The organism is Roseibium sp. MB-4, assembly GCF_053005265.1.
Map to the genome: position 1 here is coordinate 1,612,237 of NZ_JBRKQB010000001.1, position 13,568 is coordinate 1,625,804.

Sequence of the window (13,568 nt, forward strand, 5' to 3'; positions counted from 1 at the left end):
CCCCCCTGCCCCAGCATTCCATGACCGCGAATTTGAATGTCTTGCATCTGCCGAGGCGTTGATTTAAATTAGAACAAAATAGGAACATTGGGGATTCTGATGCCATTTCAGGACACGTATTTTGAGCCGAAATCGTCTGCGCCACCTTTGGCGGCAGATGGGTATGAGCCACAGGATGAGGCGGAGACAGCGCCCCCAAAAACACCTCCACAGCTCGCCAAACCGACAGCCGGCGAACTGGAAACCATGATGCTGTTTCTGCGGCGCGCCCGCGACCGGGCAGTCGTGATCCGAGAAAATGCGCCGGCTGGAAGCTATCTTGAGAGCGTTCTGCACCGGACGATCCTCGGCATTGATCAAGAGCTGGCCCAACTCAACTACCTGCTCGCCAAAAGCGATGTGCCGAAGTCGTCGCCGACCCGTATGCGCCCGGCGATCTGACAGAAGCAATCTATTCGAACCATTGCGTGTGACGTGCCTGCTTTTGACCGGGCAATTTTATTGCCAGCCGCTTGCAAACAAACACAGAGTTAGCTTTGAAAATCTGATATCACTTCAAGGCATTGATGACGTGGGCAAGATCGCTCACGCAAAATTTTGGAGCATACGCATGAAGTTTCAGAATTCGGTGATGCCCCTGATCATGCTGACCGCCTTGTTCGGCATGATCGTCATGATGTTTGACGTACCGGTGGGCATCTCTCCCAAACGATTTGGAGCGTTTGTGTTTGGGGCCATTCTGGTGATCGTTGTATTGAACCTTGCCTATGTCTTGTTTGAAAACGCGCGCAAAGACAAAGATTGATCAGAAGATTGCCGAGTGGAGTTCACTCGATACAGAGACGCGCGTTTTTGCTCACCGGTATTTCGCGGCGGTGATGAACTCGCTGAATGCCTCGCACCACACAAGGACGGTGGTGTAATCCTCAATGTTCACCCCATCCGGAACATCGGCAATGAAACCGTCGAAGGTGTTGATGTCGGCGACTTGAACAGCGCTTTCCCGAACAGCTTCAAACCCCGCTTCGTCTTCGACGAACTCCTTGACCAAGTAAAGCTTGTAGTCCGGGCCGGGTGAGAGCGCACCGGTATGCACAATCTTGTCCTGAGACAGGCTGATAGAGCCTTCCCCCCAATGCAGGAAATCGCTTCCCTTGAGATCGCGGGTGAGCGCGGCTTCATACTCTGCGGACTGGCTGGCTTCTGCAAGCAGCGCCGCATCGGGTCCTTTGGGTGCTGTCAGAATGGGCAGGAAATAGACCCCGAGTGCAAACCCCACGGCCAGCATTCCGCCATGGGAAACCAGCAGCGCAAGCCAACGTATCATGGTTCATCTCCTAAAGACTTTTCGCTCCGGTTCCGAAGAGATAGGCAGCAAATGCACGCCTGCAATCAAGTCCGCTTAACAGTTTTGTGGCCGGCCCGTCAGGCGGCGGCTTCGTCGCCCGGCTCTGTCCGCCAGCCAAGATCCGTCAGCGTCACAATCCGGTTGCCGCGCAGATCGGTCGCACAGATCAAAAACCCACGCTCCTCCATGTGGGACAAGAGCCAGCGGGCCCGGCCCGGGGACCGGGTACCATAAGCCGTTGCAATCTCGATATTGCCCGGGCACGGCGCCTTGGCAAGAGCCGCTTTCGCCAACAACAGATAGACCCCGCGCATGTCTTCCGGCAGTTCGGCTGCGATGAGTTCGGCCTGCTGCCAGGCACTGTCATCCACCTCGCCCTTTTCGACACCGGCGCGGGCGACCGACAGTTTTTCCCGGAAGGTCTGCAGATCGGGCGTCCCGCCGGTGAGTTTGGCGATCCGGCAGCGGACCTGAAAGTCCTGGTAGAGCGAGGCGATGGGTTGAAACGCTGCCTCATCCTCATCGAGAATTTCGGAGATGATCTGATCGATCTTCTCCTCGCGCTCACCGTGTTCAAACAAATTGTCGGCTTGCGGGATTTCCGCTTCTGCCGCATCCCCGGCACTGGTCAATTGGTTCAGAACATCATCTGTCGAGGCGACCGGCTCGGCGATCCTCGGCCGGACCGGGATCTCGTCGGGAGAGCGGGTAAAAATCAGATCTTTGGCTTCTTCCTTCGGCTGCTCAGGCAAGGGCATCAGCTTCGGTCCGCCGCCGCGACCAGCCGTTTCAACCGGGCCGATCTTGACCGGGATCGGACGACGGGAAACCGCCGGGCCGAGCGCGATGAAATGGCCCCGGTCCAGATTGCGGAAGCTTTCCGCCTGCCGCCGCTCCATGCCGAGCAAGTCCGCCGCGCGGGCCATATCGATATCGAGGAATGTCCGGCCCATCAGGAAGTTGGACGCTTCTGCGGCGACGTTCTTGGCAAGCTTTGCAAGACGCTGGGTGGCGATGATCCCGGCTAGCCCGCGTTTGCGGCCCCGGCACATCAGATCCGTCATTGCGCCGAGCGATCTGCGGCGGGCTTCTTCGGTGACTTCGCCGGCGGCGGCCGGTGCAAAGAGCTGCGCTTCGTCCACCACCACGAGCATTGGATACCAAAGGTCTCGGTCCGCATCAAAAAGACCATCCAGGAAGGTGGCTGCTGCTTTCATCTGACGGTCCGCATCCAGCCCCTCCAGATTAAGCACAACGGATACGCGGTGCTGACGCACGCGCCCGGCAATCATTTTGAGGTTTTTCTCAGTGCCCACCGCATCGACAACAACATGACCGTATTTGTCGGCGAGGGTCACGAAGTCCCCTTCCGGGTCGATGATGGCCTGCTGCACCCATTGGGCGGACTGCTCCAGAATCCGGCGCAAGAGGTGCGATTTGCCCGATCCGGAGTTGCCCTGAACGAGCAAACGGGTTGCCAGAAGCTCTTCCAAATCGAGCCCGGCACGTTTGCCTCCAGCCATGTCACCAATGTCGATTTGAACGGTCATGCACAACCGGGCGCAAACCTGCGCCACCACCCTTTCTCTGCTGTCTATAAGACGCGAGTGAAAACGATTCCTCGGATCATGAAAAGCGGCTGTTGCGATTAGCAGAGGTTATCCCTGAAATCCACCCTGGGCCACGGATTTCAGGCACAAATGCCGACCGCCGGGAACCGATTTGGACAAGACCGAGAAAACAGCAAACTCACACAACGTTTTACCAAGTCGCGGGAATTAAGTTTTTTCTCATGCAGCTATCAGCTAACATCCAATAAAAGAGGTGCAGAATACAAAATACACAATCAGAAATAACATATCTTCTTAGATAACTACTTTATCGAACTTAAAGACGCCAGGATTCAGCCGAGATAATTTTGAAGTAAGATACGCCATTTGATCCCCGACATTTGGTCGGCAGAGCACACGAGGAACAGCAAGGAAATGGTTGTCTTGTCTTCAAGAAGACTGTTCACCACCCTCTTCCGGCTTGCCATCGGCGGTCTTGCTGTGCTTTGGACAATCCTCCCGCCTGCGAACGTTCGCGCGGAAGACTGTCCGAAAACCTTTCGCGTTGGCGCTTCCGATGATTACGAACCATTCAGCTATATCGGTGCTGACGGCAAGCTGACGGGCCTCGATCTCCGGTTCGTTGAGCAGATCCTTGGTGAGGCGGGGTGCGATCCTCAGTTTCTTGTGATGCCCTTTCCCCGGGCTGTGGTGGAACTGGCCGCCGGGCGGCTCGACATGATGATGTTCGCCTCGGTCACAGCAGAGCGGCAGAACTTTGCTCATTTTTCAGCGCCCTACCGGAACGAGACTGCGGGATTGATCGTCCGGGCTGGCGATCAGGGTGGATATCCCATCACCGAAGTTGGGGATCTTCTAAAACTCAATCTCCTGCTCGCCCATGATGTCGGAACCTATCGCGGCGACGCATTTGAAGCCTTCTTGAAGACCCCAGAGGCCAAGAAAAACATAATTCAAGTCAGCAGCTCCCGCCAAAGTCTGAACATGCTGCTGAAAGGGCGCTTCAACGCCATCGTTGAAGCGCCTGCTGCCGTGTTTGCACTTGCAGAAACACTCGGGGTGCGGGACCAGATCGCAGAACACCCCTTCTTGCTTTGGAGCGAACCGGTCCATTTCATGTTCAGCCGGAAGACCGTTTCTCCAGAGTTCGTTGCCCAAATCGATGCCGTGTTGGCCGAAGCGGTGCAGACACCCGAATATACATCACAGTTCGGGTCCATGAGTGTCGGCAGCCCTGCACATGCGGGTTCCGAGACAAATTGAGGATACTCAAAGGGAGCGTCAATGCCGCCAGCGCCATACCTTCAGACCTTCAGGACCCGCTTTCGTTTCCAATTTGCGGGCATACACCTAAGTAGCCTCAAAATATGTGGCAGGTGCTTTTGCGCACTGCTTCTGTGTCTCGTCTCTTGGGCTCCTATGGCTCCAAGTGCTGCCGCTGCAACACAGAACGCCTTATGTTCAGAGCCGCTGCGTGTGCGGGTATCGGGCGACTACTTCCCCTTCAGCCACCGAGCACCCGGCGGCAAGCTAATCGGCACAGATGTCGAGCTGGTTCGAACCGTCTTTGACCTCATCGATTGCCCGATTGAACTGGAAATCATGCCATTCAAGCGCGCAATCGTGGAATTGTCGCAAGGCAACATCGATATGGTCCCCTTTGCCTCCATCACGGAGCACCGGTCGAAGTTCGCCCACTATTCCGCCCCTTACCGGAACGAACTCGCCCGGCTGATCTTTCGAAAGGGCGAAGCCGAAAACCATCCCATCTCAGACATCAACCACATCATCGACCATCAGCTGGTCGTCGGGCACGAGCGCTCGTCCTATCGCGGAAGGCTTTTTAACAGTTTCATGAGAAGCGACGCCGGGCAGCATCATGTCTTCCACACGACGACCACCACCGAAGGTATCCGGATGCTGGAAACCGGCCGGATTGATGCCCTGGTCGAAATGCCCAGCGCCGTGATGGGCGTTGCAAACCGGATGGGCCTGGAGGGGGCCTTTGAAGTGCACCCTTTTCCCGTTTGGGAGGAGCCTGTACATTTCATGTTCAGCCAACAGACTGTGCCAACCCAGCTTGTCGATGCTGTGAGTGCAGCCATTAGGGAGGTCAGACGGACGGAAGACTACAAGGTGGCGTTCGGGCACCTGGCTCTCCCCGTTCCAGACACCGGCGATCCGTCAGCCCCCCTCATGGATTGAGGCTCTTCCCTTTGCCCGGTGAAGCACCACATCAATACGGAAGTTATTATGAGCAGGAGCTGACTGGATGAAGATCCACGCCGATTTGTCGAAACGGGCCCAGGTTGATAGCGCGACCCTCGATTGGATCGCCTCCCCCATGGCGGGTGTGGAGCGGCGTATGCTGGAACGCGACGGCGAAGAGGTCGCCCGCGCAACCAGCTTGGTTCGCTATGCGCCAGGCTCCTCATTCTCAGCCCATTCCCATGATCTCGGCGAAGAGTTTCTGGTGCTCGACGGCGTCTTTACCGATGAGACCGGAGACTTTCCGAAAGGCATGTATGTCCGCAACCCGCCAGGCTCACGGCACATACCATCCAGCGAACCTGGAGCAGTCATTCTGGTGAAGCTGCGGCAAATGCAGACAGACGACGACACGTTTGTCCGGGTCGATACGCTGGATCCGGCCGGGTGGCAGGCGGGCCGAACGGGCGAACATATTCTTCCCCTCTTTGTGCGCCCCGATGAAGAGGTGGTCATGCTCCACTGGGAGAGCGGCGCGGCTTTTGGCGAGCAATCCTTCCCCGGCGGCGCGGAGTATTTTGTCGTCGAAGGGGCCTTTGAAGACGAAAACGGCCGGTATGACCAAGGCACCTGGCTGCGTTTACCAGCCGGCAGCAGTCAGACGATCAAGACAGAAAACGGCGCCCGGGTCTGGCGGAAAACCGGGCACCTTACTGCTGACTAAGCGGCTGCCTCCAAAGACAGCTCAAAGCGGCCGTGAAAGGCAATCTCGCTCAAGGGGCGCCGGCCGCTTGGGCGTTCTTGCTGCTGAAGCTCTGGCGTCAACTGCTCTGCATCTCCGCGGCGGCCTATGGCAAAGGCGACATGGACCTTCAACCGTTCCGGCAAGCCCAGAACCTCGTGGGCCTGATCCCTGCGCAAGCCTGCCATGGCGTGCGTATGGTAGCCGAGCAGCGTAGCTTGCAGCGCAGCCTGGGCCCAGGCACCACCGGCATCAAACGCGTGAAAAATTGCCGGAACCGGTCCGTCTTCGCTGACGCCATCGACCAGAGAATCTGAAATCACAAAGACCAGCGCTGAGGCGCCGATAGCCCAGCTCCCGTTGAAGTCGTCCAGCAAGGCGTAAAGCCGTTCAAATTCAGCATCTCCGCGCAGGGCGTAGACGAACCGCCAGGGCTGCGTGTTGAAGGCTGACGGCGCCCATCGTGCGGCCTCCAGGATGGTTTTCAGATCCGCTTCGGGCATCGGAGCCCCATCAAACGCGCGCGGGGACCAACGCTTCAAAAAAAGATCATCAACCGGATGGTCTGCAACACGGGTCATTTCAAAACTCCTTAAACCCAAGAACTGTGGCGATGCACATCAGATAGGCGATATTTATCTTTATATCAAGATACTTTTTTATAAGATATTTGAATTCGAGACTTCATATGTCTGCCGTTGGCTAGAGACAAGGCTCCCCATCCGAAAACTCCTGTACGACACGCAATGCCCGCACTAGGCTGAGGCCAACGGACATTTCATCAGATGAGCGCACATGACAGGACTTTCAGAGCACAACCGCCGGCGCGGCCTGGTCTTTGCCATGGGTGGTCTTGGCGGGCTCGTGATGCTGGACGAGACGGTTCTGGGCGTTTCCCTGCCCGCAATCCAATCTGAACTCGGATTATCGGCAACAACCGCACACTGGATCCTGAATGCTTACATGCTGGCATTCACCTGCTTCGCTGCGATCGGCGGCAAGGCGATTGACCTGTTCGGCCTCCGTCCGGCACTGATTGCCAGCTGCTCGCTTTTCGCCGCCGCCTGTCTGATAGCCGGGTTCGCGGACAATGCGGCACTCTTGATCACGATGCGTGTGGTTCAAGGACTGTGCGCCGCGATCATGTTTCCAATCACTTTCGCTGCTGCAACTCTGACCTTCGAATCCGACGAGCGTGGCCGCGCGCTCGGTGTTCTCGGCGCGACCGCAACCCTATTCCTGGCGGCGGGACCGTTGATTGGCGGTGTTCTGACCGACCTGCTTTCCTGGCGATGGGTGTTTTGGATCAACATTCCGGTCGTTGGGACGGCGGGAATTCTCGCCTGTATTCTTTGGCGCGCGCCGGATGCCAAAAGCGCCCGGCCGGACATCGACCGCATTGGCCTCATTTTACTACTCGTTGGCCTGACGGCCTTGATTTTCGGATTGATGGAAGGACCGGATGCTGGCTGGGGGACACGGCTGATCTATCTGAGCCTCGCCGCCGGCATCGTTGGGTTGAGCGCCTTTGTGATCTGGGAAGTCCGCCAGACGGCCCCGCTTATTGACGTGCGCTTGTTTCAGTCCCCAGCGTTTACAGCAGGCGTTCTTGTTTTTCTGCTGACCCAGATGAGCAAGATCGTTGTCGCTGTGCTCGTGCCGCAATATCTCCAGCTCGATCTCTCTTATTCGGCTCTTTGGGCCGGTGCAGCGACCGTCATCGCCGTCTTGCCAATCCCGTTCCTGTCGGCGCCGGCCGGAACGATCGCCGACAAATCCGGGTCCCGCCGTCCCGTTCTTGGCGGGCTGATCGTTTTGATCGCAGCCAATTTGTGCATCGGAACTGCGATGCTCCTGGACAATTACCTTGTCCTGGCGCCTGCACTCCTGATTTGGGGCATCGCCCTTCCCTTCGCCATGATCCCGGCAGGCAGGATCACGGCGAACGCGGTACCGTCTGAAAAGCAAGGCGAAGTGAGCGGCTTGCTGATCACTTTCCGGCTGATCGGTGCCACGCTTGGCGTCACGCTCGGCAGCGTATTCCTGGCGATCGATGCAGGTTTCCCAGCTGTGTTTTGGACGGTTGCGGCCATTTTTGTGGGCTGCACAGCGTTTTGCTGGTTTGCCATCCGCCCGGAACAGCAGGCTACATCATGACGGCGTCCTAACCGGATATTGACACTTTGACCCCACGATCGGTGATACCGTTCGGGGAGGCAATCTGAAACGCTTGCCGCAACGGAGCAAAACATGGCGCAAAACCGCCCCCAGCCCAGACACCAGACGCTTGGCGAGTTGATCGCCGACGGAACGATCCATGTGATTGGAATTGGTCTGGGTGTTGCCGCATCAATCATCCTGACACTGACGCTCTGGAACAGCGGTGATCTCGCCCGCCAGGTCAGTGTGCTGATCTATGCCGCGTGCCTGATGGCCATGCTGATCTGTTCAGCGCTCTACAACATGTTTGTAAAAGACCATAAGGCCGGAGTGCTGCGCCGGCTGGACCATGCAGCGATCTTTTTGATGATTGCGGGCACTTATACCCCGCTCGCGGCCATGATCATCGGCGGCTGGACCGGGGGTGTTCTGCTGGCCGTTGTCTGGAGCGGCGCCCTGACCGGAGCGATTGTGAAACTTCTAAACCTGCAGGGCATGGACCGCTTGACCGTTCCGATCTGCCTGGGCCTTGGCTGGGTGGTGGTTTTCGTTGTCAAACCACTTATGGAGAACGCGTCGGCCTTTGGTTTCTGGATGATTGTGGCGGGCGGTTTGCTCTACACGATCGGAACCGTCTTCTACGCCTGGAAGAATTTGCTGTTCCAGAACGCGATCTGGCATGCATTCGTGCTCGCCGCAGCCGTTTGCCACTTCGCGGCGGTCCTGCATGATGTCGCGCTGGCAGCTCCGATGCCTTAACCGGCACCGGAACTTCTGAACTTAACCGCTTAAGTGGAGATATCCTCGTCCTTAGTCAGGACAACGACCTTGGTACGGAGCGGCACCCGGTCAAACAGGTCGATCACGTCCTGCTGCCACATGCGGATACAGCCGGACGAAACGCTCTTGCCGATGGAAGAGGGCTTGTTGGTGCCGTGGATCCGGTACAGCGTGTCCACACTGCCTTGCCAAAGATCCATGGCGCGCGCGCCAAGCGGATTGCGCAGCCCCGGGGGAAAGCCCTTCTCCCAATACCGCTCAAGCGACGGCTTGCGAGCAATCATTTCCCGTGGAGGGCGCCAGATGGGATGTGGGCGCTTGACCCGGACCAAGGCTTCACCGGACCAGGCAAACCCTGCCCGCCCGACACCGATGCCATAGCGCAGCGCCTTGCCGCCCGGAAGCACCCAGTAGAGAAAGTTGTTATAGGGGTCGACGATGATCGTGCCGGGCTTTTCGCGGGTCTTGTACTCAACGACCTGACGCAGATATTTCTCGTCAAACGCCTTGTAGTTGATCGCAGGCCAGGTGAAATCACCATCCGGCAACGCCGCGTAGGCCGATGCATAATCGAACTCTTCGTCCGGCAACGGTGGCTGATCGGGCAAGCCGACGACCTGTTCATAGGTCTGGCATCCGGCGAGTGTTCCCGCCGCCAAAACCAGCCCGCCCGCCATCAGGCTTCTCCGGCTGAGACCTTTGCTTAGCGCAAGGGGGGCTTCGGTGCTTTCAAATGTCCGGCGCGTCATGAGACCTCCAAAATCCGGTCTCTTCATAAGTCGAGCATCGCAAGGAGTGCAAGTCACATTGCCTTCAGGCGCTTACATTTCCAAAATTTGCGGATAAAGTGAACTCCTCTTGAAAGCAGCCCGCCTGCCCCACCATTTTGTAGTTCCCAATAAAAACAACGGCACCCATCCATATGACTTCGCATATCCCGGCTTTTGACGGACACAATGACACGCTTTTGAAGCTGGAGATCGACGCGATCCGCGGAAAGACGCGCGATTTCTTCGAGCGGTCCGACCGTGGCCACATTGACTTGCCGCGTGCCAAGGAAGGCGGTTTTGCGGGCGGCCTGTTTGCCATGTTTGTTCCATCCAACCCGGAACAGGACTTCTCCAAGCCCTTTTCGCCGAGCGACAAACGGAACTTTCTTCCTGTTGAGCAGAAGTTGGCCCTCAGCTTTACCAAAAGGATGCTTGAACGAGCCGAACGGCTGGAAGCGGATTCGGACGGAGCCGTTGCCATTTGCATGTCGCCGGATGCGATTGAAAGCGCCATGGGAAAGGACCAGCTGGCTATCAGCCTTCATATTGAAGGCGCGGAGGCCATCGACACAAATTTCTATGAGCTTGAGGCTTTCTACAAGCGCGGGCTCCGCTCACTTGGCCTTGTCTGGAGCCGGGAAAACGCCTTCGGCTATGGCGTACCGATGGCGCACCCCCACAACCCGGATATCGGGCCGGGCCTGACCGGCTCCGGCCGCGATCTGGTGCGCGCCTGCAACCAGATGGGTATTCTGGTGGATGTGTCGCATCTGAATGAGAAGGGCTTTTGGGATGTCGCACGCATTACAGACAAGCCGATCATCGCCAGTCACTCGAATGTCCACGCCATCTGTGCCAACAGCCGGAACCTTACGGACAAGCAGCTGGACGCCATCAAGGAAAGTGGCGGTCTCGTCGGCATCAACTTTTTCGTCGGATTTCTACGTCCTGACGGCAACTTCAACCAGGACACGCCACTTGATGTTGTGGCCGATCATGCCGCCTATCTCGTGGACCGGCTCGGCGAAGACGGCGTTGCCTTGGGGTCGGATTTTGACGGCTGCGCCCCGCCGAGAGACCTCAGCGACGTCACCGGACTGCCGCGTCTGGCCGAAGTCTTGGATGCACGCGGGTTTTCCAAACAGACCCTAGAGAAAGTGTTTTTCCGGAATTGGATCAACGCTTTGAAAACAACAGCGAAATAGGCAAATCTGACCATATTATTCAACATTCTCGCGAACTTGTGACCACTGATCGCGAATTAGCGATTGTTTTTCGAGGCACTCCATTCGAGGATGCATACATTGCAAATTTTGCAGATGTTGCTTGAAACGTGCATCGGTTTGCCGAACCGCCGACCATAATAAAAACACCAAACGGCTGATCCGGGTCCGGAAACCTAAAAACCCAATTAATCAAGGACATCTGCGTGCGAACTGGCACGCCCCATCGGCCGCTGTCTCCAGACCTGCGGCACAATTCGGGAAGAAGCTTTAGGGCCGGACAGGACGTTCGGCGCCTGAAACTGCTGTGACGGTTTGCCATTCATGTCGGTAATGGGGGCTGACTTGGTATTCGATGTTGGGGCAACAGATCCGCAGGCTGCGGGCTTTCAAGGCGAGCGCCGCAGACGCAAGGCTGACGCTGTCTATGACAATATGAAGCGTCAGATCCTTTTAGGGGAGCTGAATCCGGCCAGCCCAATCACAGAGCAATCACTCGCGCAGTCCTATAATTGCTCCCAAAGTACGATCCGCGAAGCTCTGTTGACCCTTCAGGAAGACGGGTTGGTAATCCGGCGCGGGTATCAGGGCACGTTTGTTACCCAAACCACCAACAAGGAAGCGATCATCCTTTTCCGGCTGCGCCTCAACATCGAAACCGCCGCCGTTGACCGGATTACGCCAGATATTACAGACGATCAGCTGGACACACTTCGTCAGTTGGCAGCCCGCTATGACGATATCCGGGCCAAACGCGACAAGATCGGCATCTCCGAGGCAGATATCGCCTTCCATATGACCATGCTGCGTTTTGCCGACATGCCGGTGCTCGAGCCAGTCCTCCTGCGCACGTTGCTTCACCTGCACCGGTTTATCATTACCCGGCACACGAACAATCTGATCTGGATCGACAAGATCAAAGCCTCCCATCACGAACTGATCGAGGCGATTGCCACCAAAGATCCTGATCAAGCTCGAAAAATGGCGATCCAGCATGCGACGACAAACACGATTGAAGTCACCGACGAGGTGCGGACGGAAGTCTTCGCAAAGATCTGAGCGGGACAGGATCTGCAAATAGACCGACAACCTCCGGCCACCATAGTGGTGACCAGTTATATGCGTTGCCAACGGCTGACTAAGCTGTCTCCATCATCTGCTGCTGGGTCAACATCGCGGCGCCAATCAGCTCTTTGGTATAAGCGTTCTGTGGTGCCTGGAAGATGTCGTCAACACTTCCCGCCTCGACCACCTTGCCCCGCTGCATCACCATAACGGTGTCCGACAGAGCCCGCACAACGGCAAGGTCGTGACTGATAAAGAGATAGGTCAAGTCGTATGCCTTCTGCAGGCCGCGCAATAGCTCCACCACCTGTTTTTGAATGGTTCGGTCGAGCGCGGATGTCGGCTCGTCCAGAACGACAAACTGCGGTTTGAGAACCATTGTCCGCGCAATTGCAATGCGCTGACGCTGACCGCCGGAAAACTCGTGCGGATAGCGGTTGCGCATCACTGGATCGAGCGACACTTCCTCGAGCGCCTGGCAGGCTCTTTGATCCCTGTCCCGCGCACTTAAGGACGGCTCATGCACCAAAAGGCCTTCGGAGATGATCTGCCCGACGGTCATGCGCGGGCTCAAGGACCCAAAGGGATCCTGAAAGATCAGCTGCATGTCCTTGCGCAAGGCACGCATGGCCGCTCGGTCTTTGCCTGAGACCACCTCCCCTTGAAAGACAACCCGCCCACCGGCCGGCAGCAATTTCAAAACAGCGCGGCCGAGTGTGGATTTGCCGGATCCGCTCTCGCCAACGATGCCCAGCGTCTGGCCCCGGCGCAGCGAGAAGCTGATATTGTCAACAGCCCTCAGGATATGGGCCGGACCAAAAAGCCCTGCCTCCAGAACAAACTCCACACCCACTTTTTGCGCTTCCAGAAGCACCGGCGTGTTGTCGGGCACAGGAGGCTTATGACCCGTCGGTTCGGCGTCGAGCAGCATCCTGGTGTAGGGGTGTTCCGGCTGAGTGAAGATGCGAGCTGTCTCGCCGCTTTCCACCACCTCGCCGGTCTTCATTACATAGACCCGGTCGGCAATCCGACGAACAATGCCGAGATCATGGGTGATGAAAATTACGGCCATGCCCAGACGTTTTTGCAGATCCGCCAGAAGATCCAAGATCTGCGCCTGGGTGGTCACATCGAGTGCCGTTGTCGGCTCATCTGCGATCAGGACATCGGGATCATTGGCAAGCGCCATGGCGATCATCACCCGCTGGCGCTGGCCTCCGGACATCTCGTATGGATACGCCTTGATCTTGCGTTCTGGCTCAGGGATGTTGACGAGCTTCAACAGCTCCAGAGCTTTTGCCTTCGCCTGTTTCCAGCTGAGCCCCCCGTGCACGACCATCGGCTCGGCGAGCTGGCGCCCGATTGTGTAGAGCGGATCAAGCGAGGTCATCGGCTCCTGAAAGATCATGGTAATCTTCTTGCCGCGCACCTTGTTTAACTGGTGCGCCGGCAATCCCAGGATGTTGCTATCCTCATACAGGACTTCGCCTTGCGTCCGGCCATTGGAGGCAAGAAGCCCCATCGCAGCCATCAGTGTCTGACTTTTTCCCGAGCCGCTCTCGCCGACGATGGCCACGGTTTCTCCGGGTTTCACATTGATATCGACGCCGCGCACGGCATTGACCGGACCGGTAGCGGTCTCAAAGTCGACTTTCAGGTCCTTGATCGCCAGGACCGGGCGTTTTGGGTCTTGCATGGGCC

14 protein-coding genes are annotated in these 13,568 nt (G+C 57.3%); 9 read left to right on the top strand and 5 right to left on the bottom strand.

The genetic code is table 11. The features are described 5' to 3' along the window. Positions 1-99: 99 nt before the first annotated feature. Both ACVDG4_RS07515 and ACVDG4_RS07520 read left to right on the top strand, forming a co-directional pair. Positions 100-441, top strand: coding sequence for a hypothetical protein (locus ACVDG4_RS07515; protein WP_447234572.1), 342 nt, complete (start codon positions 100-102; stop codon positions 439-441). 169 nt (positions 442-610) lie between these two features. Next, entirely contained in the window at positions 611-805 is a 195-nt protein-coding gene (locus ACVDG4_RS07520; RefSeq protein ID WP_133952892.1) for a hypothetical protein, read from the top strand. 51 nt (positions 806-856) lie between these two features. Here the strand turns inward: ACVDG4_RS07520 and ACVDG4_RS07525 are convergent, their stop codons facing one another. Beyond that, positions 857-1,327, bottom strand: a complete 471-nt coding sequence (locus tag ACVDG4_RS07525) for a DM13 domain-containing protein (RefSeq protein ID WP_447234573.1) — start codon at positions 1,325-1,327, stop codon at positions 857-859. 98 nt (positions 1,328-1,425) lie between these two features. Further along, entirely contained in the window at positions 1,426-2,898 is a 1,473-nt protein-coding gene (locus ACVDG4_RS07530) for a helicase HerA domain-containing protein (protein ID WP_447235096.1), read from the bottom strand. A gap of 435 nt (positions 2,899-3,333) precedes the next feature. Between ACVDG4_RS07530 and ACVDG4_RS07535 the strand changes: the two genes are divergently transcribed. The 3 genes from ACVDG4_RS07535 (at position 3,334) to ACVDG4_RS07545 (ending at position 5,851) form a co-directional block, all read left to right on the top strand. Then, positions 3,334-4,182 (top strand): substrate-binding periplasmic protein, encoded by an 849-nt coding sequence (locus ACVDG4_RS07535; RefSeq protein ID WP_447234574.1) that lies wholly within the window; start codon positions 3,334-3,336, stop codon positions 4,180-4,182. 156 nt (positions 4,183-4,338) lie between these two features. Beyond that, complete coding sequence (locus tag ACVDG4_RS07540) at positions 4,339-5,124, top strand: substrate-binding periplasmic protein (RefSeq protein WP_447234575.1); 786 nt, start codon at positions 4,339-4,341, stop codon at positions 5,122-5,124. 67 nt (positions 5,125-5,191) lie between these two features. Further along, on the top strand, positions 5,192-5,851 hold the full coding sequence (locus ACVDG4_RS07545; RefSeq protein WP_209173155.1) for a cupin domain-containing protein: 660 nt from the start codon (positions 5,192-5,194) through the stop codon (positions 5,849-5,851). Here the strand turns inward: ACVDG4_RS07545 and ACVDG4_RS07550 are convergent. Next, the gene (locus ACVDG4_RS07550) at positions 5,848-6,450 is read right to left on the bottom strand and encodes a nitroreductase family protein (protein ID WP_447234576.1); all 603 of its coding nucleotides are present in this window, start codon (positions 6,448-6,450) and stop codon (positions 5,848-5,850) included. The two genes, ACVDG4_RS07545 and ACVDG4_RS07550, sit on opposite strands and share 4 nt — an antisense overlap. Before the next feature lie 214 nt (positions 6,451-6,664). On the opposite strand from ACVDG4_RS07550, the gene ACVDG4_RS07555 reads away from it, so the two are divergent. Beyond that, the gene (locus ACVDG4_RS07555; RefSeq protein ID WP_447234577.1) at positions 6,665-8,026 is read left to right on the top strand and encodes a DHA2 family efflux MFS transporter permease subunit; all 1,362 of its coding nucleotides are present in this window, start codon (positions 6,665-6,667) and stop codon (positions 8,024-8,026) included. 93 nt (positions 8,027-8,119) lie between these two features. Beyond that, positions 8,120-8,788, top strand: a complete 669-nt coding sequence (gene trhA / locus ACVDG4_RS07560; protein ID WP_447234578.1) for a PAQR family membrane homeostasis protein TrhA — start codon at positions 8,120-8,122, stop codon at positions 8,786-8,788. 29 nt (positions 8,789-8,817) lie between these two features. Here trhA and ACVDG4_RS07565 read toward each other — a convergent pair whose 3' ends face one another. Continuing rightward, entirely contained in the window at positions 8,818-9,558 is a 741-nt protein-coding gene (locus tag ACVDG4_RS07565) for a L,D-transpeptidase (protein WP_447234579.1), read from the bottom strand. A gap of 173 nt (positions 9,559-9,731) precedes the next feature. On the opposite strand from ACVDG4_RS07565, the gene ACVDG4_RS07570 reads away from it, so the two are divergent. Both ACVDG4_RS07570 and ACVDG4_RS07575 read left to right on the top strand, forming a co-directional pair. Continuing rightward, entirely contained in the window at positions 9,732-10,784 is a 1,053-nt protein-coding gene (locus tag ACVDG4_RS07570) for a dipeptidase (RefSeq protein ID WP_447234580.1), read from the top strand. A gap of 363 nt (positions 10,785-11,147) precedes the next feature. Beyond that, a complete protein-coding gene (locus ACVDG4_RS07575) occupies positions 11,148-11,861 on the top strand; it encodes a GntR family transcriptional regulator (RefSeq protein WP_420338305.1) in 714 nt (237 codons plus the stop codon). A gap of 79 nt (positions 11,862-11,940) precedes the next feature. Here ACVDG4_RS07575 and ACVDG4_RS07580 read toward each other — a convergent pair whose 3' ends face one another. Continuing rightward, positions 11,941-13,563, bottom strand: a complete 1,623-nt coding sequence (locus tag ACVDG4_RS07580) for an ABC transporter ATP-binding protein (RefSeq protein WP_447234581.1) — start codon at positions 13,561-13,563, stop codon at positions 11,941-11,943. Positions 13,564-13,568: the final 5 nt, after the last annotated feature.